This window comes from Psychrobacter sp. JB193, from assembly GCF_002285555.1.
GTDB classification, from domain to species: Bacteria; Pseudomonadota; Gammaproteobacteria; order Pseudomonadales; family Moraxellaceae; genus Psychrobacter; species Psychrobacter alimentarius.
Genome location: NZ_NRGY01000001.1, coordinates 188873 through 213650, shown reverse-complemented (window position 1 = coordinate 213650; position 24778 = coordinate 188873). Strand labels below are relative to the sequence as shown.

Annotated in this window: 17 protein-coding genes; 9 read left to right on the top strand and 8 right to left on the bottom strand. The window is 46.1% G+C overall.

Annotation, left to right across the window (positions count from 1 at the left end):
• Window positions 1–118: 118 nt before the first annotated feature.
• Window positions 119–757 carry a maleylacetoacetate isomerase gene (gene maiA / locus CIK80_RS00880; RefSeq protein WP_218830313.1) on the bottom strand — a complete coding sequence of 213 codons (639 nt, stop codon included), beginning with the start codon at window positions 755–757 and terminating at the stop codon, window positions 119–121.
• A gap of 186 nt (window positions 758–943) precedes the next feature.
• Here maiA and CIK80_RS00875 point away from each other — a divergent pair, with 186 nt between their 5' ends.
• A complete protein-coding gene (locus CIK80_RS00875; RefSeq protein WP_095569488.1) occupies window positions 944–1822 on the top strand; it encodes an IclR family transcriptional regulator in 879 nt (292 codons plus the stop codon).
• Between the two features lie 58 nt (window positions 1823–1880).
• On the opposite strand, the gene CIK80_RS00870 is transcribed toward CIK80_RS00875, so the two are convergent.
• From CIK80_RS00870 to CIK80_RS00850, 5 genes are all read right to left on the bottom strand, one after another.
• Window positions 1881–2933, bottom strand: coding sequence for a TRAP transporter substrate-binding protein (locus CIK80_RS00870; RefSeq protein WP_095568495.1), 1053 nt, complete (start codon window positions 2931–2933; stop codon window positions 1881–1883).
• A gap of 154 nt (window positions 2934–3087) precedes the next feature.
• Entirely contained in the window at window positions 3088–3663 is a 576-nt protein-coding gene (locus CIK80_RS00865; RefSeq protein ID WP_095568494.1) for a VOC family protein, read from the bottom strand.
• A gap of 110 nt (window positions 3664–3773) precedes the next feature.
• On the bottom strand, window positions 3774–5063 hold the full coding sequence (gene fahA, locus CIK80_RS00860) for a fumarylacetoacetase (RefSeq protein ID WP_095568493.1): 1290 nt from the start codon (window positions 5061–5063) through the stop codon (window positions 3774–3776).
• A gap of 370 nt (window positions 5064–5433) precedes the next feature.
• Window positions 5434–6630, bottom strand: coding sequence for an amino acid aminotransferase (locus CIK80_RS00855; protein ID WP_095568492.1), 1197 nt, complete (start codon window positions 6628–6630; stop codon window positions 5434–5436).
• A gap of 164 nt (window positions 6631–6794) precedes the next feature.
• Window positions 6795–7724: a LysR family transcriptional regulator gene (locus CIK80_RS00850; protein ID WP_095569487.1), complete on the bottom strand. Its 930-nt coding sequence runs from the start codon at window positions 7722–7724 to the stop codon at window positions 6795–6797.
• Window positions 7725–7868: 144 nt separating this feature from the next.
• Between CIK80_RS00850 and hppD the strand changes: the two genes are divergently transcribed.
• The 4 genes from hppD to nhaC all read left to right on the top strand — a co-directional run bounded on the left by hppD (window position 7869) and on the right by nhaC (window position 12204).
• On the top strand, window positions 7869–8969 hold the full coding sequence (gene hppD / locus CIK80_RS00845) for a 4-hydroxyphenylpyruvate dioxygenase (RefSeq protein WP_062844459.1): 1101 nt from the start codon (window positions 7869–7871) through the stop codon (window positions 8967–8969).
• Window positions 8970–9290: 321 nt separating this feature from the next.
• Window positions 9291–10214, top strand: a complete 924-nt coding sequence (phhA, locus tag CIK80_RS00840) for a phenylalanine 4-monooxygenase (RefSeq protein WP_095568491.1) — start codon at window positions 9291–9293, stop codon at window positions 10212–10214.
• Window positions 10215–10351: 137 nt separating this feature from the next.
• The gene (locus tag CIK80_RS00835) at window positions 10352–10693 is read left to right on the top strand and encodes a 4a-hydroxytetrahydrobiopterin dehydratase (protein ID WP_062844461.1); all 342 of its coding nucleotides are present in this window, start codon (window positions 10352–10354) and stop codon (window positions 10691–10693) included.
• A gap of 104 nt (window positions 10694–10797) precedes the next feature.
• Window positions 10798–12204, top strand: coding sequence for a Na+/H+ antiporter NhaC (gene nhaC, locus CIK80_RS00830; RefSeq protein WP_095568490.1), 1407 nt, complete (start codon window positions 10798–10800; stop codon window positions 12202–12204).
• A gap of 111 nt (window positions 12205–12315) precedes the next feature.
• On the opposite strand, the gene nirD is transcribed toward nhaC, so the two are convergent.
• Entirely contained in the window at window positions 12316–12666 is a 351-nt protein-coding gene (gene nirD / locus CIK80_RS00825; RefSeq protein ID WP_095568489.1) for a nitrite reductase small subunit NirD, read from the bottom strand.
• A 106-nt stretch (window positions 12667–12772) separates the two neighbouring features.
• Entirely contained in the window at window positions 12773–15394 is a 2622-nt protein-coding gene (gene nirB / locus CIK80_RS00820) for a nitrite reductase large subunit NirB (protein ID WP_095569486.1), read from the bottom strand.
• Between the two features lie 590 nt (window positions 15395–15984).
• Between nirB and CIK80_RS00815 the strand changes: the two genes are divergently transcribed.
• The 4 genes from CIK80_RS00815 to CIK80_RS00800 all read left to right on the top strand — a co-directional run bounded on the left by CIK80_RS00815 (window position 15985) and on the right by CIK80_RS00800 (window position 24646).
• On the top strand, window positions 15985–17499 hold the full coding sequence (locus tag CIK80_RS00815) for a NarK family nitrate/nitrite MFS transporter (protein WP_095568488.1): 1515 nt from the start codon (window positions 15985–15987) through the stop codon (window positions 17497–17499).
• A gap of 50 nt (window positions 17500–17549) precedes the next feature.
• Window positions 17550–19691, top strand: a complete 2142-nt coding sequence (locus CIK80_RS00810) for a protein kinase (RefSeq protein ID WP_343286950.1) — start codon at window positions 17550–17552, stop codon at window positions 19689–19691.
• 69 nt (window positions 19692–19760) lie between these two features.
• Window positions 19761–21395, top strand: a complete 1635-nt coding sequence (locus CIK80_RS00805; protein WP_257011648.1) for an FAD-dependent oxidoreductase — start codon at window positions 19761–19763, stop codon at window positions 21393–21395.
• Complete coding sequence (locus CIK80_RS00800; protein ID WP_095568487.1) at window positions 21392–24646, top strand: molybdopterin-dependent oxidoreductase; 3255 nt, start codon at window positions 21392–21394, stop codon at window positions 24644–24646. The genes CIK80_RS00805 and CIK80_RS00800 overlap by 4 nt, the downstream gene beginning before the upstream one ends.
• Window positions 24647–24778 lie beyond the last annotated feature (132 nt).

The following is a 24778-nucleotide window of genomic DNA, read 5'->3' as shown; positions in this document are numbered from 1 at the left end:
TTTATGCGTAAAGTTAATTTTTCGTTCGAGTACCATAAAAAAATATAAGGTTTTAGTCAGTAGACACTTATTTACCATTGGCATCAGATAGATACTGCTTTAATAAAGTTATTGCGACTCATGGCGCATCAGGCTGCACCATAGGGTCAGCATCTGCAAACGCTTTTAGCGTACGGCAATGCGTATCAATTTCGACAATATTAGGGTAAGCACTTAGATCTACCTTGAAACGTCGAGCAGAAGAAACCTGCGGAATCAAATAGCAATCTGCAAAGGTAGGGTGGTTACCGTAACAGAATTTTCCGCGAGTTTTATCATCGGCTAGGCGTTTTTCTAATGCGTCAAACCCTTCTTTCATCCAGCGACCGCACCATGCCAGCACCGCCTCTTCATCTACTGATAACTCATTACGTAGATACTGTAAAATACGGCGATTATTCAGAGGATGAATATCACAACCAATCATCGCACTCAGCGCCCGTACCTGCATACGACCAGCCGCATCCTTAGGCAATAACGGGGTGTCAGGATAGACGTCTTCTAACCACTCTAAGATAGCGGGGCTTTGATACAGGAGTAAATCATCAGCTTGTAAGACAGGCACCAACCCTTGAGGATTGATAGATTGAAAGGCGACCTCTAGTTGTTCGTCTTGCGCCAGATTGACTGCGATATAGTCATAATCCAGTCCCTTTAAGTTCATGGCGATACGTGTACGATAAGACGTGCTGCTGCGAAAATAACCATAAAGTGTCATCATCATTCATTCCTTTTATTGTGGTATGTTATCAATGGGATAAGCGGTTATAATTACTGAGACCGCGCTTATTCCGTACAGAAAAAGAGAATATTGTTAAATAAAAAGTTATTGAGTCGTATTTTTATTTGGCTAATACGCAACCTTACCAATCATTCATTAAAAACATCATTTATCGAGCAAAGCATGCCAGCATCTGACAACCTTGTAGATAGCAATCTGACAAATAATCTTGCCACCAATAAAAATCAAAATGGCGTCCAATCCCTTGAAATTGGGCTATCCATCTTGGATGTATTGATCGAGTATAACGAACCTATGATGCTAAAAGACATCGCCCAAGTGATGCAAATGCATCCCGCAAAATGCCATCGCTATCTGGTCAGTCTTATTCGTAAAAACTACGCTCGAAAGCTCAGTGATGGTCGTTATGGGCTTGGTGATAGGGTCAATGCCTTAGCAGCACTCGGCCACACGGGATACAACCAAAGCAATATCTTAGAGCGGCTGACACATATCGCCAATGAGATCAAAGACACTTTAAACTGCGCAGTACAAATCGCCAAGTGGTTCAACGAGGGCCCTATCATCATTCACTCTGTCGAGCCAGATAGCCCCATCAGTATCATTACTCGTATTGGCTCGCGCATGCCGCTGACGACATCAGCGACAGGTCAGTTGTTTGCCAGTTACCAACCTGATGCTATGATCGAACCATTGGTCATGGCGGAATGGCAGACAAAAGACAAAATGGAGCTAGCCGCACAATGGCAACATTTTACGCAACTGCAAACCAAGATTCGTACGCAAGGTTATGCGACGGTCACTGGCGATATGCTAATGGGTATCAACGCCATCACGATCCCCGTTATATTGCCGCAACCGGCAAATGCTTTTGCCACACCATCTATTCACCATGACAATAATGATAAGCGCCCGCCAGAAAACCTATCATTAGAATATGCCATTACGATTATCGGAACCACAGAGCAGCTACCAATGAGTAAGCAGCATAATGTGGTTGAGCAAATCCTAGCCATCGCGCAGCGGTATCAAATCGCGTAGGATGCTTGAGTCGTAACCATATTAGTTATAACAGTACCTGAGTAATCATCTGAGTCCGTTAAACCGCACAGGTCTTACTGGTTACTTTGATCTTTTCGTATACAGCATCAGCGTCTAACCCTGTGGCATTTACTTCATCTAGATATTTTTGTGAGCCTTCTATCAACGGTCCTTTCCAATTGGGATCATTGAGTGGATCAGGAATATCAATCATCACATCGCCTTTTTCTTTGGCAGCGGCCATCGCTTTATCGTTACTCACATCAAAGACTTTGGAGATATTAGCTGCCAGTGCCGCACCTGAATTATCATCAATGACTTTTTTGAGATCCTCTGGTAGACGTTCATATTTGTCTTTATTCATGCTGATAACAAAAGTGGAGTTATAAAAAGGGATGTTGGTATGAGTATTGATGAGCTCATCCAAACGGAACGCTTGAATGGGTTGCCACGTAAAGCTGAGACCATCAATGACGCCGCGCTGAAGGGCGGTATAGGTGTCGCTTGCAGGCATGCCAACAGGCGCAGCCCCAGTCGCTTCAATGATGTGACTGGCTACGGCAGATGGCTGTCGAATCCGTAGGCCTTTCATATCAGCAGGTGTACGTATGGGCTTGTCCACCGTATGCAGTGCGCCTTGACCTGTTCCGATAAGGGCAAGCAGATGCGTGTCTTTGTACTCGTCTGCAATGACGCCTTCATCATAAAGCTTATGAAGGATACAGCTTTGCTGCTGGGCGCTATTGGTGATACCAGGAAGCTCGGCAATTTGGGTTAAAGGAAATCGTCCTGCGGTGTAGCCTTGGGCTTGCATACCAATATCAACGATGCCTTTGGCCGTAGCGTCATATGTAGCCCCTGGCTTGCTCAGCGTGGCAGAAGGGTAAATCTCAACCTTGATACGTCCATTTGAGTCGGCTTCGATTTTTTTTGCCCATGGCTCTAGCGCCTCAGTATTTATATTGTCATTGGCTGTCATAAAGTGGGAAAATCTGAGAGTGGTCACGTCGACTGTATCTGTCGAAGCCTTAACTGCCTCATTATTATTGCTACAGCCAGTCATTGCAATGAAAGTGGTTAGCAGTATTCCTAAGTGCGTTTTTGTTTTCATCATAGAATCCTTTCATGATGAGGCGGTAATTATCAAGGGGCAATAGTCATCGCCAACAGGTTAGATTGTCTGAATAAAGTCTCAATATTAAAAAGCTTACTGTTTTTTTAACAATCTAAGTTAAAGAAAACAGTAAGCGGAACAACGGTTGTGTTTATTCGCCAGCAGGTGCGACCTCTTTTGCTTCGCTAAGCTCGTCACTATGCAAAAATTGAGTATGCGTTGGTGCGCGCTTGGTACGTGACCATTCTTCTAGCATATCGTGTTTGATGGCTTCAGTAATCATAGAAACCTTGTCGTGCGAGGTTGGATCATCATAGGTCAGCTCCAAGCGATGACCGTTTGGATCAAAGAAATAAATAGAATGGAAGATACCGTGATTGGTTACCCCAATCACATCAATGCCCGTCTTTTCTAGATGCGCTTTGGCTCGTAGTAACTCATCACGGTCTTTGACCTTGAGTGCTAAATGCTGCACCCAGTTTGGGGTGTTGGGATCAAAGCCCATTTCTGGTTGATTAGGGACTTCAAAAAACGCCAACACATTGCCATTACCTGCGTCCAAAAAGACATGCATATAGGGATCAAAGGCTTTGGTCGATGGCACATGGTCTTCAGCGAATGCTAGGATAAAGTCCATGTTGAGGTGTTTCTGATACCATTCCACGGTTTCTTTGGCATCTTTGCAGCGATAAGCCACGTGATGAATTTTTTCGATTTTAAAGCTCATATCAAACTCCTTTTGATAAGGCGTTTGGCAAGTCTTTGGTATCTAACAGTGCCATTTACTTGCCTTCACGCCCATTTTACGCTGGTGATGCTAATGCGATTTGTTAAAGATTATTTGTCAAAGTTAAACTGAATGGCGGGCAGTACTTTACCGCGTACCTCACCGAACCCGACACGGATGCCGTCTTTTTCGCTATAGCCTTTCATAATGACGGTATCGCCATCTTCAATGAAGCTACGAGTCGCGCCACCTGTTAGCGTGACAGGCTTTGTCGCATTCCAAGCAATCTCTAGCATCGAGCCATAAGAGTCTGGCGTTGGGCCTGAAATAGTGCCTGAGCCCATCATGTCGCCAACTTCTACTTTGCAGCCAGTGATGGTGTGGTGGGTAAGCTGCTGCGCCATAGACCAGTACATGTATTTAAAATTGGTCTCACAAACCACAGTGGCGCTATCGCTATTTTCGGGCATGAGTTCTACTGATAAATTGATATCAAAGCTATTATCGGTTGCTTTTTCGTCGAGATAGGCAAGTGGCTTTGGTTCTTGAGTCGGGCAAGCCGTTTTAAACGGCGCGAGCGCGTCCATGGTCACAATCCAAGGAGAAACTTCAGAGGCAAAGGTTTTGGCATTAAAGGGGCCTAAAGGCACATATTCCCATTTTTGGATGTCACGGGCAGACCAATCGTTGAGCAAGACCATGCCAAAGATGTGATCAAACGCCTCATCTACTGCGATGGGCTGACCGATGCTATTGCCTTTTCCGACCACAAAAGCGGTCTCAAGCTCAAAATCTAGACGCTTACAGGCAGAAAAAATAGGACGGTCATCGGCATTTGGTTTGAGCTGACCCGATGGACGGACAATATCAGTGCCACTCACGACTACGGTGCTGGCGCGTCCATTATAGCCAACCGGCATCTCAGTCCAGTTAGGCAATAGCGCATTACTTGGGTCACGGAACATCGTGCCGACGTTGGTGGCGTGTTCTTTTGAAGAGTAAAAATCGGTGAAACCTGGTACTTGTACTGGCATGTGCATGGTGACGTCTGCTTGCTGGAACAGCGCCCTTTTTTGCAAATCTTGACTGTCGCGTAAGGCATCATTGTCACTAGATAGCAGCATTTGAATGGTTTTGCGCGCTTGTGTCCAGTTGTTCCGACCGGAGTCAATAAAAGCGTTTAGCGTTGGTTTATCAAAGTAGGGACCGCCATCCAAGCTCAGTAGACCTGCGGCTTCGATGACAGCGAGATCCAAGACTTGCTCACCAATCGCCACACCAGCACGGCGCTTGCCATCAGCAGTGTCGCTAAAAATGCCATAAGGCAGATTATGAATCGAGAAGTCTGAATCGCTTGCGATGTCGATAAATGAGGTGAGTGTTGAGTCAACCGTTGACATAAGATGCTCCTTGCGAAAAATAAATGATAAATTACGTTATAATTAATTGCTTACGAATAATGTAATTTATAGAAGGATAGATTGCAAGGTTTTTTATATAGCGAGCACCTATTGTATGAATACAGCCAATGCTAAATAACCTAGGTAAACATATTATTACGTGCTACTAAGACAAATTTTTCTCGCTTGCTGTGCCTGCGCAGACAGAGTCTTTGACTCAGTAGCACTTTGCTTTTTTATAGCGTACTGACGGTGGTTTACATGAGTTTTGGACGAAAAAAAGGCTGAGCCATTGCTCAACCTTTTTTCATGACAGTGTTACTTATGATATTTGATGTTATATCAAATCATATGCCTTAATTTGATGGGATCAGTCTTTTAAAACGTCAGCCATGGCATTGGCCACATAGTCGATATTGCTGGTGTTCAAGCCAGCCACGCACATACGTGAATTAGAAATCATATAAATACCGAACTCGCTTTGTAAGCGCTCGACTTGCTCAGGCGTCAAACCTGTAAAGCTAAACATACCATTTTGACGCGTAATATAATCAAAGTTACGATTCGGAACTTTACTTTCTAACACAGACTTGAGTTTGAGGCGCATGGCTTTGATACGATCACGCATCGCATAAACTTCGCCAACCCACTGGTCATGTAGCGCTTCGTCATTCATGACGATATCGACGACACGTCCGCCATGTGATGGCGGGCTTGAGTAGATACGGCGTACGAAAGCGTTGAGCTGACCAAATACGCGCTCGGCTTCGTCCACGGTTGGGCACACAACAGATAAGCCGCCAACACGCTCGCCATAGAGCGATAGGTTTTTAGAGAATGAGTTGCTCACAAACAATGGCAGACCCATATCGACCGCTTTGCGAATGGCATAAGCATCGCTGTCCATGTCGTCACCAAAGCCTTGATAGGCGATATCCATGAATGGAATCAAGCCGCGCTCTTGAACCACTTCTAGCACAGTGTCCCATTGCTCACGAGTCAAATCCATACCCGTTGGGTTGTGGCAGCAAGGATGTAATAACACCACATCGTCTTTATTCAAGGTGTTAAAAAAGGCGATCATCTCATCAAACTTGACGCTATTGCTGGCTTTGTCATAGTACGGATATTTACCAACTTCAACATCTGAGCCTTCAAAAATGGCAATATGGTTGGCCCACGTTGGATCGCTGACATAGCACTTGGCATGTGGGAACCATTCATTGATAAACTCTGCGCCGACTTTTAATGCCCCAGAACCACCAATCGTGGCGATGGTCGCAACCAATCCATCTTGTAAGACTTTCGCGTCTTTGCCAAACAGCAGCTCTTGGCAGCCTTTGCGATGTCCTGGCAAACCTGCCATTGGCAGATACGGACGAGGCGAGATGGGATCTGCGATACGCTGCTCGGCAGTTTTTACACAATCGAGTACAGGCAATACGCCATCTTCATCGTAATAAATACCAATCCCCAAGTTGACCTTGTTTGGATTGCTGTCTTCCAAGAATTTTTCCATGAGCCCTAAAATTGGATCACCAGCGTAGTAGTCGACACGTTCAAACATGTTGCTTCCTTATAAAATGTAAATCGAACCGCCAAAAATCATAGAGCAAATCGACGGCTAACTCAATATGAGATTCAGATATCTTGGATAATTCCCAAAATAATTGCCCAAATGGGTTGGGTTTTTGGCTATTTCAGCGCCAGACGCATTTTATCAGTCAGTATTTAAATATGCTGTAGATCATCAAAGTGACTAGAAAAGTAGGTTTGTAAAAATATTTTGAACGCGATAGTGGCGGGCGAGAGGGCGCGTGAAGAACGCTGATAGATAAAAAATTGACGCATTTTGATGGGCTGGGTCAGTGGTCTCATCTGTAAACCGTTGGCGCTAACCCAGTCAATGACCTCAGGCATGTAAGGCAAACACAACGTAATACCGAATCCTTGACGCGTCATCTCAAGCGCGGTGGACATAAAATTGACCTTATAACGTGCTTGCTGGATATGACTGGAGATGCGCTCATCTAACTCCGCCGTTACTTGCTCGATAAAGGGGCCTTGTAGGGTAATGAGCGGAATATCCAACAAATCCTGCCACGTGATTTCGAATTTTTGTGCCAAGGCGTGATTATCAGGCGTGACCACACAAAATGGTAGCTGGTATAACAAATCAGCACTGATATCATCGTCAGCCTTCATAAACTCAAGCTCAGTACCGACGCCCAAGTCTACCTCGATGTCTTGCACATGTCTGAGTAAATTCTCAGCAGAGCAATCCAATAACGACACGCTAATCTCCGGATGTTTTTTGGCAAATTGAGCAATCACCGCAGGCATGGAAGACGCTGCAAACTGTGAGACGGCCAGTCGCACTTGCCCTTGAGCAAGGCTGGTTAAGCTGCTGGCTTCATTCTCAAACAATTGCATCTCATTCAAGACACGCCGAGCTTGCGGCAGTAAATGCCGTCCTACTGCGGACAAAGACAGCTGGCGTGTGGTGCGGTCAAACAACACAATACCGAGACTTGATTCTAGTTCTTTGATCAAACCGCTAACGGCAGATTGGGTCAAATGCATTTGGTCGCTGGCACGCGTAAAACTGCCATAGTCAGCGACTTTGATAAACGCGGTCAATTGGCGAAGGCTGATATTCATAAGTAAACCTGATAAATAAATCATAAAAAACAATTAGTCTTATAAATAAAGCTAATCTAATATAAATACAACGTCAACCAAAAAGATTAATGACAAATCGTTTTATCGTGTTTTTACCACCAATTGAAATTAAGGATGATTACAATGGCAGATTTATTTGACAATCCAATGGGGCTACAAGGGTTTGATTTTGTCGAATTCGCCTCACCTCAACCTGAAGCGGTCGCTACTTTGTTTGAACAGCTTGGGTTCAGCCATGTTGCCAACCACAGATCTAAGGACGTGGCTTTATACCGCCAAGGTGACATCAACCTCATTATCAATCGTGAGCCATTAAGCCCGGCCAGCTATTTTGTCGAAGAACATGGCGCAGGCGCTTGTAGCATGGGCTTTCGCGTTCAGGATTCCAAAAAGGCTTACGAGCGTGCCATTGAAATGGGCGCACAGCCAGTAAACGTCCCAACTGGGGTGATGGAACTACGACTGCCAGCCATTAAAGGCATCGGCGGCTCACTCATCTATCTGATTGATCGTTTTAAAGATGGCGAGTCAATCTATGATGTCGATTTTGAGTTTTTGCCAAATGTAGACAGAAACCCTGTCGGCTATGGCTTTAAAGTCATCGACCACCTGACGCACAACGTCTACCGAGGTCGTATGGCGTATTGGGCAAACTTCTATGAGCGTATTTTTAACTTCCGTGAAATTCGCTATTTTGATATCACGGGTGAATATACAGGGCTGACCAGTAAAGCCATGACGGCACCTGATGGCAAAATTCGTATTCCACTGAATGAAGAATCTAAGCAAGGCGGCGGACAGATCGAAGAGTATTTGATGCATTTCAATGGCGAAGGCATTCAGCACATTGCATTGGCTAGTGATGACTTACTTGCCAGTATCGATATGCTCAAAGCGGCTGGCATCCCACTCATGACTGCGCCAACGGCTGCCTATTATGAAATGCTTAATGAGCGTTTGCCAAACCATGGCGAAGACGTTGACGCATTACAAACTCGTGGCATCTTATTGGACGGTACCACAGAAGATGGTACGCCGCGTCTATTACTACAGATTTTCTCTGAAACCATCTTGGGTAGCCCAGTGTTCTTTGAGTTTATTCAACGTAAAGGCGATTACGCAGAAGGGTTTGGCGAAGGTAACTTTAAAGCCTTGTTTGAGTCAATAGAGCGCGACCAGCTACGTCGCGGTGCTATCGGTCAGCAAGAGACGGAAACACCGTAAAGCTCGCACGCGACCATCGTGAGTACCATAGTAAAAGGTAAGTAAAACAACAAACGTGCAAGGCAAAAGGAGTTTGTCTTGTCCGCATCAGTCCAATCGTCACAAGTACTCTATAGTTGAAATATTTTGAGGTCGCTACCGTATTGCTGGTGTGGATTTTTTGTAGCCTCTGTCTGCGAAGGCACAGTAAGCAAGAAAAATGTGCACCAGCAGTACGTGTTGTAGCGATATTACTTTTCAACGACTATGGTCTGTACGGCAGTGATGATAAGGCCGTTGATGCAAAAGCAATATACCTCTTGCAATAAAAGGAATATCGGCATGGAACGCCTCCAACAGACAACTTCTCACACCAAGACTGCCAATGTCGCTGCTAACGGCTCAACCTCAGCACCCCTGAACACTGGCGGTTTTGGTCAAGAGGATGCCACGAATAAAAAACAACCTTACGTCTCGCATCAACCAGATAGCCACGGTCACATTCAATATGGCGACCATGAAAACGCGATGTGGCAAGCGCTGCTCGAACGTCAAGCCAGTGAGATACCCAACCGCGCCTGTTCAGACTACATAGAAGGTTTGAAAAAACTCAACCTACCTGCCACGCACATTCCGCAGCTCAGTGACATTGATGAGGTATTGCAAGCCAGCACAGGCTGGCAGACGGCGGCTGTGCCTGCGTTAATCAGCTTCGGTAAATTTTTTAAACTGCTCGCCAATAAGTCCTTCCCTGTGGCGACCTTTATCCGTCGATTTGAAGACATGGATTATATCGAAGAGCCTGACATTTTTCATGAAATCGTCGGACATTGCCCATTGCTGACACATCCTGCGTTTGCAACTTTTAATGAAACTTATGGCAAGTTGGGTCTTGAAGCCACTAAAGAAGAAAGATGGTTTTTGGCACGGCTTTATTGGTTCACCATTGAGTTTGGTTTGGTTGGGCGTAGCCGTGAGGATCGCAGAATCTACGGCGGCGGCATTCTCAGCTCACCGTCTGAGACTATCTACGCGCTTAGTGGTCAGTTGCAAAACCCGTCACTGTCCAGTCCAGAGTGTCGAGCCTTTAACTTGTTGGATGTGTTACGTACACCGTATCGTATCGATCAGATTCAGCCGATTTACTATGTTATTGATGATTTGGATACACTCTTTGATATCGTTGACAGTGACATCATGGGCATGGTCAAAAAGGCCATGTCATTGGGACTGTTTGAGCCAAGTTATCAGATAAAAACCCGTTAACGTCTATCTAAAGACCATATCAGTACTGTTTTAGGATTAAATGTTTGAATGGTGGTCGCACCACATCAACATGGATGTACATCAATTAAAAAGACTCTCTAATATAAAAATACTTTCTAACATAAAAGGATATTATGATGACTGCATTATCACAAGCCAGCTGTGAAGCCTGCCGTATCGGCGCACCGACAGTGGACGCGGCTGAAGCAAACGAGCTATTACAACAAATTCCTGATTGGTCATTGATCGAAGTGGATGGTATCAAACAATTACAGCGCCAGTATAAATTCAAAAATTTTGTCAAAGCAATGGCGTTCGCCAATCAACTTGCAGACATCGCCGAGGCAGAAGGGCATCATCCAGGTATCTTGGTAGAGTGGGGTAAAGCAACTGTGACATGGTGGTCGCATAGCATCAAAGGCTTGCATCACAACGATTTTGTTATGGCGGCTAAGACCGATCGTTTATTGGATTCGTAATCCGATTGGCAATCGCCAAGCAAACTCATTAAACTTGCCCCACTTAAATTCCATATTTAAATTCAACCTAACGCCAGATTGCACTGGCGCTTTAAGGATGTGTGATGCCGCCAAAAATATTAACCCAAATTTCACCGCAACTGGCATTTATGATTTCTGCCATTGTCATTGCCATCATGGGCGTGACCATGATTGGTTTCGGCTGGGTGCCACATTTATCGTTGATACTCGCTATTTGTTTTTTGTTGGCTATCGGTTTGTATAAAGGCTTGAGCTTTGATGATATGCAAATGCAAATGGCATCAGGGGTCATGCGGGGTATTGGTGCGATATATTTATTCTTCTTTATTGGTTTGATGGTCGCCGCCTTGATGATGTCAGGTGCCATTCCAACGCTGATGTATTTTGGTTTTCAGCTGATATCACCTGAGTACTATTATATTTCTGCCTTTGTCTTGACCTCTATTATTGGTATTGCCTTGGGTAGTAGTTTGACGACAGCGGCGACGTTGGGTGTGGCTTTTATTGGTATGAGTAATGCCTTTGATGCCAATGTGGCGATTGCGGCCGGCGCAGTGGTATCGGGCGCATTCTTTGGTGATAAGATGTCGCCTTTATCAGACACGTGTACTATCGCTTCATCGGTTGTGGGCATTGATTTGTTTGAACACATTCGTAATATGATGTATACCACTGTACCTGCGTGGATATTGACAGTTCTCCTTTTTTGGTTCTTTTCAGGACAGACGGCAGGCTCTGATCTTAGCGAAGTGACCATATTGCAAGGCCAACTGATAGAGAGTGGTTTGGTACATTGGTATGCAGTGCTGCCTTTTGTAGTACTGGTTGCGCTGGCTATTTTTCGCGTCAATGCGATCTATACCATCATTTGTACCATCGCAGTCGCTTTAATCATCACTTATTTGCATAGCTCACCAAGCTTTGGTCAGTTGGGTGGGTATTTATTTGCAGGTTATGCGCCTGCTGAGTCATTAGAGCTGGGTGAAGTAGGTGGTATGCTGTCACGCGGCGGTGTACAAAGCATGTTCTTTACGCAAGCGATTGTGATATTGGCATTGAGCCTTGGTGGACTGCTGACGGCATTGGGTATTTTGCCTGCCTTGCTATCTGGTATTAAAGACACTTTGACCACGTCTGGACGCGCCATATTTGCGGCTGCCATGTCGGCTTTGAGTATTAACGTGCTGATCGGCGAGCAATATCTGAGTATCTTGCTGTCTGGTACAGCCTTTCGTCCCACGTTCGAGCGCTTAAATTTGCATCCCAAAAACTTGTCTCGTACGATTGAGGATGCAGGCACGGTTATCAATCCTTTGGTGCCTTGGAGTGTCTGCGGTGTCTTTATCAGTCAAGCCTTAGAAGTGCCTGTGCTTGATTACTTGCCTTATGCGTTTTTCTGTTATCTGTCGCTACTGTTGACGATACTATTTGGCTTTACCGGTATTACTATTAGCCGCGTAAAAAGCCATGAGCCAGTAAAAGCAGTATGAGAGGTTTTTAAACCAATAATGTCTTGATAATAAAAGTGATAAAAATTAGGGCGCACCTTTATTTGAGATGCGCCCTAATTTTTTTTGAATGCCTTTTTTAAGCGCTTTTCTTTAAACACCTTCTAGCATGACAGTGTCTTTGTTTAACGTTACTTGATAGGCAGCTAATGTCACGTCCACATCATCTAAGCACTGTCCCGTGGCAAGATTAAAACGCTGCTTATAAATCGGCGAGGCGACATAAAGCACTTCTTCATCCATACCAGCCTCATTGACAATCGTCGTGCCGCCAATCAAACCGCGAGACAGTACATTGGCTTGGCTAAAGGGATCATAATTATCAATGGCGAAAAGGTCGTTTTTTTTGGTACGAAAGATCGCAATTTGCTTGCCGTCTATCAATGCGCACACGCCTGTTTCAGGGAGAATGTCGTTAAGAGGGCAAATATTGTACTGTTTCATAGCGTGTTATCCTTAAAGGGTGAACCCTTCATATCATGAGTGACACTGATGTGCTCTTAAACGTGCTGCACATGACCATTATAAAAGTGCAGCGGTTAAAGTATGATTATGCCAACTCAACCACTCTAATGGCGGACTTCTCAGAATCAGTGGCAGGCCGGATTTGCTCGCGTTCGGTCACAAAAACGACATTGTCATCACCTTGTTCACTGTTCACAAAATGACGGAAGCGTTTGAGCTTTTCGGTGTCATTGATCGTCTCAGCCCATTCGCAGACATAATTTTGGATAAGAAGTTCCATTTGTGCTTCAAGCTCCTTGGCGATGCCTAAGCTGTCTTCAATGATAACTGCTTGTAAGTACTCAAGCCCACCTTCTAGACTTTCGCGCCATTTTGAGGTGCGCTGGAGCTTGTCGGCTGTTTTGATATAAAACATAATGATACGGTCGATATATCTGACCAAGGTTTCGGTATCGATACCAGTTGCAAACAGCTCTGCATGGCGCGGTGTGATACCGCCATTACCACCGATAAATAAGTTCCAGCCGTTTTCGGTCGCAATCATGCCAAAGTCTTTACTTTGCGCTTCGGCACATTCTCTCATGCAGCCTGAGACGCCCATTTTTATTTTGTGCGGTGATCGCACGCCCTTGTAGCGATCCTCCAGTCTCAAAGCCAGACCCATACTGTCGTCGACCCCATATCGGCACCAGTCATTACCCACACAAGACTTAACCGTACGTAGCGATTTGCCATACGCATGACCAGTCTCAAATCCTGCCTCCACCAATTGTGTCCAGATATCGGGCAGCTGCTCCATACGCGCACCAAATAAATCCACACGCTGTCCGCCCGTGATTTTGGTGTAGAGATTGAACTCTTTTGCGACTTGCCCCAGCACGATGAGTTTGTCGGCTGTAATCTCGCCACCCGGTACGCGCGGCACGACTGAGTAGGTGCCGTCTTTTTGGATGTTGCCCAAATAGTAATCGTTGCTGTCCTGTAGCGGTGTCAGCTCAGGTTTGAGCACATAGTCATTCCAGCACGATGCCAAGATAGAGGCGACAGTCGGTTTACAAATCTCACAACCATGACCGTGACCATGCTCGGTTAGCAGCTCATCGAATGTCTTGATGCCGTGTACGCGAATTAAGCTGTATAATTCCTGACGAGAATATGTAAAGTGCTCGCATAAGTCGTTTTTGACTTCAAAGCCAAGCGTTTTTAGCTGATAGCTCACGGTGTCTTTTACCATGGGTGCACAACCACCGCAGCCCGTACCTGCTTTCGTCACCGCTTTTACATCTGCTATTGAGTACGCACCGTTTTCGACCGCTGAGCAAATTGAGCCCTTTGTCACGTTGTAACAAGAGCAAATCATGGCAGTATCGGGCAAATTGTCGATGCCCATCATGGGTTTTTCGACGTTGGGTAGGATCAAGCTTTCAGGATGGGCTGGCAGGTCAATGTCATTGAGATACAATTGCAATAAATTATTATAATCTTCGGTATCACCAACTAACACCGCACCAAGCAAGCGTTTATTATCAGCAGTAGTAACCAGTTTTTTATAAATGCCTTCAGCGGGGTTTTGATACAGATAGCTCAGGCCGCCTTCAGTCGTGCCATGAGCATCACCAATACTGCCGACATCGACACCCATCAGTTTTAACTTGGTGCTCATGTCAGCGCCTGTAAAGGTTTGCTCATTATGACCTGCAATTTGCGCGGCACAAATACTGGCCATGCTATAACCGGGTGCCACAAGGCCAAATATCTGATTGTCCCATACCGCGCATTCGCCAATGGCATAGACATGATCGGCATTGGTGCGACAGTGCTCATCGATCCGAATCCCACCACGCGCACCCATGACAATGCCGCACTCAGGATTATTTTTGATGATGGCATCCTGTGGTCGAATGCCTGCACTAAACACAATCATATCGGTGTCCAGCGTGGTGCCATCGGCAAACTGCATGGTGAGATAACGGGCGTCATTGTCTGTATCATCAGCGTCGGAGGCCCTATCTGTATGAGAAATAATCTCTTGGGTGTTCTTACCTGTTAGGACTGTGACGCCCAGCGCCTCGATTTTGCGCTTTAGAATCTCACCACCCGAGGCATCAAGCTGCACGCCCATTAGTTGCGGGGCAAACTCGACCACATAAGTCTCCAGCCCTAGCGTAACCAATGCTTTTGCTGCTTCTAGCCCCAGCAGACCGCCACCGACCACCACGCCTTTTTTGACGTTAGGCAGTTCAGCAATCGCTAAAATATCATCCAAATCTGCAATCGTACGATACACATGACAGTGTGGATGCTCGCGCCCTGCAATGGGAGGCACAAAAGGATAAGAACCCGTTGCCAGTACCAGCTCACTGTACTCAATCTGCTCGCCACTTGCTGTGGTAATAGATTGATTGGCGGAATCAATAGTCACAATCTGCTGGTTTAGATGCAGCTGTATCTGCGATGACTCATAAGTACTCAGGTCTACTAAGTTCAGCTTGCTAGCGTCTTTATGTTCAAAATAACTGGATAAATACACGCGGTCATAAGCAGGGCGGTCTTCTTCTGCAAAGACATGAATCTCAAATTGTTCATGCAAGCCTTGCTCGATGGCTCTTTCAATAAAATGGTGACCGACCATGCCATTACCAATGACAACCAAATTGCCCTTATTTTTTACGACTGAGTTTTTTTCAATCGTGTCTGCTGTGCCCATTGTAGTGCTGCTCATGCGTCTGTCCTCTATATCGCTGATAAATGACATTTAGATACCTACTGATACAGAGCATTCAATAATTGTGCCAAGCAGTTTTATATTGGTGTGTTTTTGAAGAGTGTGCTTACAAGCGCTGGCTGACATATAAGCGTGAACCTTAAGCGTCTTAATGGTTTTTAAAGAATTGATTGAAACCAAAGTAAAGCAGCTGCCATGGCCCATGCTTATGATAAAACGGTTAATGCCCTCTGCTTTTTTAGCGCTTACATAGAGTACGTTTGCACCAAAATAGACATATTAATGCACCAATTTAGACTTAGCAGTTGCTTATTCAATAGATAACGATGTTTGCTTTTATAAGCAGTTAGTCATCAATATCTAAACATTCATCCAACATTATTGTCACTGCTTAGACCTTGATAAAAAGGCGTTGTAGCACTGAGCGAGTACCCAAACTCATTTTTTGGCGGCAGCTTCACAACCCAACTGGCACAGCCATTGCACCGTCTCAGCTGTCTCATAAAGTATTTTGTGAGTATTCGACGCTTTGTAATAACCGAGAACCTCACCATTTAAGGAAGCTGCCGCCTATGTCATCGCCATCATCGAACCCCGTTGCTACTACTAAAGATAAGCTCAACGTGTTGTCTTTCGCAGGTAAAAATAAAATCCTTCACTTAGGTTGGATGGCGTTTTTTCTGACTTTTTTTGTATGGTTTAACCATGCACCATTTTTGTCCGCGATTGGTGAGACGTTAAATCTCACAACCGACCAAGTCAAAACGCTATTGATACTAAACGTGGCATTGACCATTCCAGCCCGTGTCATTATTGGCATGTTGACAGATCGTTTCGGCCCACGCGTTGTCTATACAGCGATTTTGGCTATTGGTGCCATACCCTGTTTCACCTTTGCGTTCGCGCAAGATTACAACACCTTGGCACTGTCTCGTTTCTTATTGGGATTTGTTGGTGCAGGTTTTGTGGTGGGTATTCGTTTGATGAGTGACTGGTTCCCGCCCAATGAGCTTGGCACGGCTGAAGGGATTTATGGCGGTTGGGGCAACTTTGGCTCAGCCGCAGCAGCACTATTATTGCCAACGGTCGCAATCGTGGCGGCGGCGATTGTAGGCGGCGATGAAGGCTGGCGTTATGCCACGGCGATGTCAGGGGTGGTGATGGCACTTTATAGTGTGATTTTTTATAAAATGGCACGCAACACCCCTAAAGGAGCGACCTATTTTAAGCCCAAAAAATCAGGTGCGATGATGGTGACTTCAGCCGGTGATTTTTGGCTCATGATGGCGTTTAAGTTGCCGATGTATTTGGCCTTGGCACTATTGGCCTGGAAGCTATCTCCTGCTGGTGTAAGTCTGCTGAGCCAGTTTAGCGTCACGCTCATCTATATTGGTCTTGCGGTACTGTATGTCTATGAGTTCATCAGCAGTTATCGCTTTAATAAAGAGGTTTTTACCATGCCTGTACCAGAGGCGCATCGTTATGATTTTAAGCAGGTTGGTATTCTAAATATTCTGTACTTTGCGACTTTTGGCTCAGAGCTGGCGGTTGTCTCCATGTTGCCCTTATTTTATCAAGAAACCTTCAATCTATCGGTCGTGATGGCAGGTGTGCTGGCATCAAGTTATGCCTTTATGAACCTGATGTCGCGCCCAGGTGGTGGTTGGCTCAGTGATAAATTCGGTCGAAAAATCACCCTATTAATTCTGACAGCAGGATTGGCGGTTGGGTATCTGTTGATGGGCATTTTAGACTCAACGTGGCCACTGGCGCTTGCACTATTGATTACCATGTTTTGCTCGTTTTTTGTGCAGGCAGGCGAAGGCGCTGTGTTTGCGGTGATTCCATTGATTAAGCGCAGTATGACGGGGCAGTTCGCTGGCATGACGGGCGCGTACGGCAACGTCGGCTCTGTAATATATCTCACGATTCTCAGTTTGGTGTCTTATCAGGTGTTTTTCTTTGTGATTGCTGCAACGGCTGTGGTTGGGTTTTTTGCGCTGTTTTTACTCAAAGAACCGGAAGGGGTCATCATTGAAGAGATGCCCGATGGGACGTTTGCCGAGATCCAAGTCAGTCACAGCTAAGTCAGTTATAGCTAAGACAAGAAAAATAAATAGGAATGACATTGAATACGATGCTAAAAGCCAAGCCAAACGCCAATCACCAAAGTCATCAACACCGTGCTCACATAAGCGCAAAGCAGGCAACTACGGAGGCAAGTGCTGCTATGAGTACGGGTGGTGAGCTCAGTCCTCCTAGAGAAGATATGGCCTTGTGGTGGCTGGATTTTTTTACCACAAAAGGTCGTAAAGCCGAAAACCAAGACAGTTTGCTGATCACCACTTGTCTGTTGCCTCGTTTGTCGCAGCTGGCATTGAGTGAGCAAAGTCTATCCACACAACCGACCATGTTGCCATCTTCATTGTCGAAAGCGCCACTCTTGGTACTCATGGCAGATGGGGTCAGTGCTTGCCAGTTTCCAAAGCAGGCAAGCCAGCTGGTCGTCAATACGGTGGCAGAAAAAATCACATTAGCGTTATCAAAGCTGGCGTCTGTATCGCCTGAGAGACAGCACCCAGCGCAAACGATGTCAGTAGATTTTGATGATGATCAAGTGGCTGGCATCATCAAAATGGCGGTGAACAAAGCCAATGATATGCTGTATTTTCCGCAAACCTACCAGCGAGTACCGCCGTTATTATCGACGTTATCAGGATTGTTGTGTATTGGCGATCGTATTCATTTGTTCCATACAGGCGACTCACGTATTTATCGAATTGGACCAGACAGTCTGACGGTTTTGAGTGACGACCACCGGATTCATCGTGGTCAAGACAAAGGCGCGCTGTCGGCTGCTATTGGCGCAGATGGACAGCTGGACTTGCAACAATCGGTATTTACACTGCATCAAAACGAGTGCTTGGCCATCATGACTGATGGTGTTTATGAGCATATCGACGAGGTCGAGTTGGCGTTTGAGCTGTGTACAGCGGCGACACAGATGGGTCAGACGTTATCTAAGACATCTAGTTCACCAGCGGATTTTTGTGTCAGTCAGACGGTTTGCGAGCAGGCTTTTGCAGAGGGCAGTCATGACAATTTGAGTATGATGATGCTGAGTATGAACGCGATGCCGACCTTGTCTAAATGCATAAAAAACCGTGCTGACATAGATAACCATATAGAAAAACTGGATACACCTATAAATCCTGATGCCGTGATTCATGACAGTCATCGCTATCAGCTGCCGCCAGTGTTAGATATAGGAGACAGCATTGATGGTTTTACCGTCATGAGTATCATTGCACGTACGGCTCGCAGTCAGGTCTATTGGGTAAAAGATGAGAGTGATCATGACTTTGTACTAAAGTCGCCTAGTCTCGACACGATCGAAGACGGGCATTATTTACGTGATTTTTTACAAGAGCGCAAAATTGGTCTGAGTCTGTCAAAACACCGCCGAGCTGGCGAGTCTGCTTACAATCAATCCGACCCAAATCACTTGCCAATAACGGAGTCAAACAAGGCCAATGCTCACGGAATTGGCTCTGGGCTAAATGTATCAGGGCTGCTGCGTTATTATCCCGTGCCTGCCAGTACCACTTATTTGTATCACTTAACTGAGTATATAGAAGGTGAGAGTTTACGAGATTTTATCGATCGTCATGCGCCATGCGATGTCTGGCAGACCTATGACTTGCTTACCAAAATCGGTATGGCTGCTCGAGTGATGCACCGCAACTATCTGTTGCATCAAGACATCAAGCCTGAAAACGTGTTGTTGACCAAATCAGGTGCCATAAAATTGATCGACTTTGGTTCTGCAAGCTCGTCAATCTTAAAAGACAGTACGCGACCACCCAATGGCGATCTGCACTATGCTGCACCAGAGTATTACACCAATGCACCAAAAGGGGTTCATTCTGATTTATTCTCAATCGCGGTGATAGGTTATGAGCTGTTGACAGGGCAGCTGCCATTTGGTTCACAAGAATTAATGAACCCGCAGCAAGCTTTGGTCATGCCAACAAAGCCGCTCCGACAACACAATGTCCCAGCCACGAGCCAACAAGCGCTGATAAGAGCGCTGCATCCCAATACTAAGGTGCGTTATCAAGCGATTGGTGAGTTTTTGCAGGACTTCAACCCAGACAATAGCACGCGCAGCCGTGATTCTGAACCGCTCATCAAGAGCAATCCTTTGTTGGTATGGCATGGCATTTGCTTCGTACAGACTGTCATCATTGTTTTGTTGTTGTGGGCGTATTTGTCGTAGCGTGCCTATTTTCAATGACATACCACCTCCTGTTTACTGCTGCGTTATGCTGCTAAGGAACTTCGCTTTATGTTGCTCCATACATCAAAAACTGCCGCCAATCTTGTTGCTGATACAGAATCGACTAAAAGGTCAGTCTCTCTGGCTGCAACCAATCCTGCTGATATACGTGGTATGAGTCAATCTGATACTCATCAATCCAGCGCTTATAAAACCAGTACTCGTAAGGCTGATACGGATATCGCCAATAGTACGCAAGGTCATAAAACCAAACAGGGTCATGATAAAAATAACAGCGTAGGCGTCATCATCATTGGTGCGGGTATGGCGGGTAGTCGATTTGCCATTGAGCTTGCGAGGGCGCAGCAGCAAAGTATACAACAAAAAATTGCTCACATAAGCGGCATGCAGGTGACAGATGCTTATGTACCACTGCCCATTACGCTGATTAGCAAAGAGCCGCAGGTGGGTTACAACCGAATTATGTTGTCGCCTGTCTTATCAGGAGAGACGGCGTTTGAGGACACCTATTTATATGACAAAGCGGATTATGAGGCATTAGGTATTACGGTGCTGGCTGGTTTGAGCGTGGATACCATCAATACAGAGCAGCAGTATATTAAGCTTGATAATGGGCAAGTCCGCCATTATGCCAAATTGGTCATTGCGACTGGATCCATTGCTCGAATCCTCCCATTTCCCAATCATACGGCAAAAGGCGTCCATGTGTTTCGAGAGGTGGCCGACGTCACCGCATTGACCAACTATGCGCATCAAAACAAAACAGGGCTTGTGATCGGTGGCGGCGTACTAGGCTTGGAAGCTGCTTGTGCAATGGCTGCACAAGGTGCGAGCATGACCGTCGTGCATACAGGTGATTATGTGCTCAATCGACAGCTGGATTTGCCTGCTGCTCAGCTTTTACAAGACGAGCTGGGTCGTCGCGGTGTGAGCCTAGAGCTGTCTACCCATACAGAAGCCATTGCCATCAATGATAAGGATGAGGTGTGCGGTTTGGTTTTAAAGGATGGCCGTACCTTGCCAGCGGATTTTATCGTTATGGCAGTCGGTGTCATGCCCAATACGTCTTTAGCTAAAGCCAGCGGACTGAATGTGGGTCACGGTATTGTGGTGGACGATTGTATGCACACTAGCTGTCCTCATGTGTATGCGATTGGCGAATGTGTCGAGCTGGATGGGGAGTTGTTTGGGATGGTTGCGCCTGTCAATCAGCAAGTCGATACGCTCGTTACGGTATTAAAAGAAGCTGTCATATCAAATGCTACTACAGCAGGCGATACCAAATCCTTACAAGCGCACTGGCAACCTTTTATCAGCAAACCCTTATCATTAAAATTAAAAGTATCTGGCGTGGCAGCATTTTCGGCTGGTCAAATCGCCTTTAGCGATACAGAGGCTGAGAGCATTGAAACGCTTGTTTACCGTCAGCCTGCCTTAAACCATTATCACTGCCTTTATGTAAAGGACAATAAAGTCATCGGCGCCGTACTCTATGGTGATGTCCATGATGGCAGCTTTTATAGCCAACTCATCACGGACAGTGTCGATATATCGCTTATCAAAGACGACTTAATATTTGGCAGTGCTTATTGTGATTTAGACGCACAGGCCATGAGTGATACCACCACTGATCGCTTAAGCGATGAGGTAGAGGTGACTGAATTAATGGAGCAGGCGTCATGACTCAAACGATTGCCACTCATACCATAAGCGCTGACAAAGATGTGAACCAATTACCATTACTAGACACGGCGAATGGCGCAACCAAAACCATTCGCACCACTTGCCCTTATTGCGGAGTCGGCTGCGGCGTGCTTGCTCAGATTGATGAGGTAGGAGCAATCAGCGTCAAAGGAGATCCTAAGCATCCTGCTAACTTTGGTAAATTGTGCTCAAAAGGTAGCGCCCTTTCGCAAACGCTAGGCACTGAGCGCCGATTGACGCAGCCTTATTATCAAAACAAGTCAGCATCCATGTGGCAGCATCATAGGATGCCGCCAGAGATATCCGCAGACGCTACTGTGACAAAATCGCCTGATACGCAGCCGCTGATTGAGCATACCGATTGGAACACGATATTGGGTGATATTGCTGAGCGTTTGAGTGAAACCATCGCAAAATACGGGCGAGACAGTATTATGTTTTATGTCTCAGGCCAGCTATTGACGGAGGATTATTACGTTGCCAATAAATTTATCAAAGGTTTTATTGGTAATAATAATATTGATTCCAATTCTCGGCTATGTATGTCATCAGCGGTAGCAGGGCATAAGCGTGCGTTTGGTGCCGATCTAGTACCGGGTAATTATGAGGATTTGGAAGCCTGTGAGCTATTGGTATTGGTTGGCTCAAACATGGCATGGTGTCATCCCATTCTATTTGGGCGTTTTTTGGCTGCCAAAAAATTGAATCCAAACAAAAAACTGGTGGTGATTGACCCGCGCCGTACCGACTCTTGTGAGTTTGCCAATTTGCATTTGCCCATTGCGGCTGGCACTGATACGCATTTATATAATGGCTTGTTGCATTACCTAGAACAACAAGGCTGCCAAGATAAGACATATACCAGTCAAAGCACGGGCGCTGAGGAGGCTTTGACTGCGGCCAGAGAGTGGACAATCGACAAGGTGGCAAGTGCTTGCCAAGTATCAAGCGCTCGCATTCGTCAGTTTTATGAGTTGGTCGCTGCCAATAACAAAACAGTGACAGCGTTTAGCATGGGGGTGAATCAATCCAAAAGTGGTACGGACAAGGTCAATGCCATTATCAATACCCACTTATTGACAGGGCGTGTGGGTAAAATCGGGGCAAGTCCGTTGTCACTGACTGGTCAGCCCAATGCGATGGGCGGGCGAGAAGTGGGTGCGCTGGCCAATTTGTTGGCAGCGCACTTGGACTTAGACAACATCGATCATCGTCAGCTGGTGGTGGATTTTTGGGCATCACCTCAGTCGATTGCCGCAAATGTCGGCATCAAGGCTTGCGAGGCTGCAGACGCAATATTGGATGGACGCATTAAAGCCATCTGGATTATGGCCACCAATCCTGTCGTGAGCTTGCCAGAAGCGGATAGGTTTCGCCAAGCACTGGCAAAATGCGATTTGGTGATTGTGTCTGACTGCTCCGTGGACAGTGATACGGTAAAATGTGCTGATATGGTGCTCCCTGCACAAGGTTGGGGCGAGAAATCAGGAACAGTGACCAATTCTGAGCGACGTATCTCGCGCCAGCGCGCTTTGGTGCCTGCAACCGGAGTGGCAAAGCCTGATTGGTGGATATTGTCGCAGGTCGCCAAACGTATGGGATTTTCAGGGTTTGATTATCGGCATCCTAGCGAGATATTCAATGAGCATGTGGCTTTGACAGCTTATGGTAATGATAAGAATCAAACCCTGTCCACCAAAAACCAGCCTCGTTATCTTAATCTCGCTAAAGACTTGTCTGTTTTTATGGCAGAGGTTGAGAGTGGCGGGCAGGCAATTCACTGTAGGCACATGCCAGCTGCACTTAGCAATGAAGATTATGACGCAATGCCCCCATTTCAGTGGGGCGGCACGCGTATACCCATGATTGATACCAAGCGTGCATGGTCAGCTAGGCCAATGAATGATGCTGCCAGCGCTACCGTGTCTTGTACGAAGGCACAGCTCATCGCCATTGTGCCTGCTGCTGATGCCAGTGTGCCCAATCGGCACCGACAAAAGCAAAGGAACAAACGTCAAGATAGAGATACATCGTTCAGGCAGAGTGCGCCAAGCCTTGATTTGCGTCTTATTACTGGTAGGTTGCGCGATCAATGGCACACGATGACTCGTACGGGGCTAGCATCGCAGCTGAATCAGCATCAATCGGTGCCCATGCTGACCATACACCCTGATGATGCTAGCCAACTTGGTTTGATGAGCGATGATTTTGTACAACTCCAGCGTCAAGATGAAGCAGGCATGTCAGCTGATGAAGGGGCCAGTCCTGTGCTGGTACAAGTGGCGATCAGCGATGCGATGCGAGTGGGTGATGCCTTTATGCCCATGCATTGGAGCAACGCGTTTGCTACCTTTGCTCGTGTGGGCACGCTTATTCCAACGATTGTCGATCCACACTCAGGGCAGCCTGAGCTTAAAAACTCCGCAATTAGTATCAGCGCAGTGCCAATGCAGACATTTGGCAAGATTTTGGTGCATCCGGATTGGCAAGACGCTGTTATAGGGCAATTGCGTAAGATTTTGGATGATTTTGAGGCAAAAACGCTGCAAAAGACAGGGCTTAAAAAAAACCAAGACATGGTAAATAAGTCTGATTCAGAAAGCCGCTGTACCGCGATTACTTGGAATCTCAGTCGTCAAGCAAACAGCGTATTGATCAATTTTGCTTGCCCAAGCATTGATGTGAGTCAGATACTGAGTGCCCCTAACTTTTGGCAGCAAATGGCAGAATCATTGCAGTCTTCCAAACCCCTGCTATCACAGCCGCATACCATCAATACAGCGCATATCATCAATAAAAAGCAAGATCAATTGCGCCTAATCATGACCCAATCGCTTCATGATCTGACAGCGGTAGACCAAATCGAGACAAGCTATCAGGAATCTCATGAGCCGCTCATCATGGCGGTTTATCTTGCACCAATGCTCAAATACTTACCCAGCATACATTGGCTTGATAGCTGCTTTGCCGATGCCAGCCAAATCCCTGTCAATCAACGTTATAAATGGCTATTGGCTGGACGTCCTGCCAGTGGCTATGTCGATCCTGGAACGCTGGTTTGTTCGTGCATGTCAGTTGGCAAAAATACCATTATTGAAACGATTACGCAGCAAGGCTGTATCAGTGCGGCCGCTGTTGGGAAGCAGTGCCGAGCAGGTACCAATTGTGGCTCTTGTGTGGGTCAGATTAACGAGTTGATTGCAGAGTATGCGCAATTGGCACAGGCTTAATAAAGCAGATGGCATGTCGCTTGCAGTGTCTTATGTGCGATTCAAACTGACTGAGTGGAAATCGCTGTTTACCGAGCTGCTTTATTGTTATCACGTTATCTGAATCAAGCTACTTTTATCACATGATTTTTA

What these genes read in the sequence shown, in the direction of transcription:
- CIK80_RS00855 (WP_095568492.1), bottom strand. Translation starts at nt 6,630, where the DNA reads ATGTTTGAACGTGTCGACTACTACGCTGGTGATCCAATTTTAGGGCTC.
- CIK80_RS00870 (WP_095568495.1), bottom strand. Translation starts at nt 2,933, where the DNA reads ATGAAAACAAAAACGCACTTAGGAATACTGCTAACCACTTTCATTGCA.
- maiA (WP_218830313.1), bottom strand. Translation starts at nt 757, where the DNA reads ATGACACTTTATGGTTATTTTCGCAGCAGCACGTCTTATCGTACACGT.
- hppD (WP_062844459.1), top strand. Translation starts at nt 7,869, where the DNA reads ATGGCAGATTTATTTGACAATCCAATGGGGCTACAAGGGTTTGATTTT.
- phhA (WP_095568491.1), top strand. Translation starts at nt 9,291, where the DNA reads ATGGAACGCCTCCAACAGACAACTTCTCACACCAAGACTGCCAATGTC.
- nirD (WP_095568489.1), bottom strand. Translation starts at nt 12,666, where the DNA reads ATGAAACAGTACAATATTTGCCCTCTTAACGACATTCTCCCTGAAACA.
- CIK80_RS00875 (WP_095569488.1), top strand. Translation starts at nt 944, where the DNA reads ATGCCAGCATCTGACAACCTTGTAGATAGCAATCTGACAAATAATCTT.
- nirB (WP_095569486.1), bottom strand. Translation starts at nt 15,394, where the DNA reads ATGGGCACAGCAGACACGATTGAAAAAAACTCAGTCGTAAAAAATAAG.
- CIK80_RS00805 (WP_257011648.1), top strand. Translation starts at nt 19,761, where the DNA reads ATGTTGCTCCATACATCAAAAACTGCCGCCAATCTTGTTGCTGATACA.
- CIK80_RS00815 (WP_095568488.1), top strand. Translation starts at nt 15,985, where the DNA reads ATGTCATCGCCATCATCGAACCCCGTTGCTACTACTAAAGATAAGCTC.
- CIK80_RS00810 (WP_343286950.1), top strand. Translation starts at nt 17,550, where the DNA reads ATGCTAAAAGCCAAGCCAAACGCCAATCACCAAAGTCATCAACACCGT.
- CIK80_RS00835 (WP_062844461.1), top strand. Translation starts at nt 10,352, where the DNA reads ATGACTGCATTATCACAAGCCAGCTGTGAAGCCTGCCGTATCGGCGCA.
- fahA (WP_095568493.1), bottom strand. Translation starts at nt 5,063, where the DNA reads ATGTCAACGGTTGACTCAACACTCACCTCATTTATCGACATCGCAAGC.
- CIK80_RS00800 (WP_095568487.1), top strand. Translation starts at nt 21,392, where the DNA reads ATGACTCAAACGATTGCCACTCATACCATAAGCGCTGACAAAGATGTG.
- CIK80_RS00865 (WP_095568494.1), bottom strand. Translation starts at nt 3,663, where the DNA reads ATGAGCTTTAAAATCGAAAAAATTCATCACGTGGCTTATCGCTGCAAA.
- nhaC (WP_095568490.1), top strand. Translation starts at nt 10,798, where the DNA reads ATGCCGCCAAAAATATTAACCCAAATTTCACCGCAACTGGCATTTATG.
- CIK80_RS00850 (WP_095569487.1), bottom strand. Translation starts at nt 7,724, where the DNA reads ATGAATATCAGCCTTCGCCAATTGACCGCGTTTATCAAAGTCGCTGAC.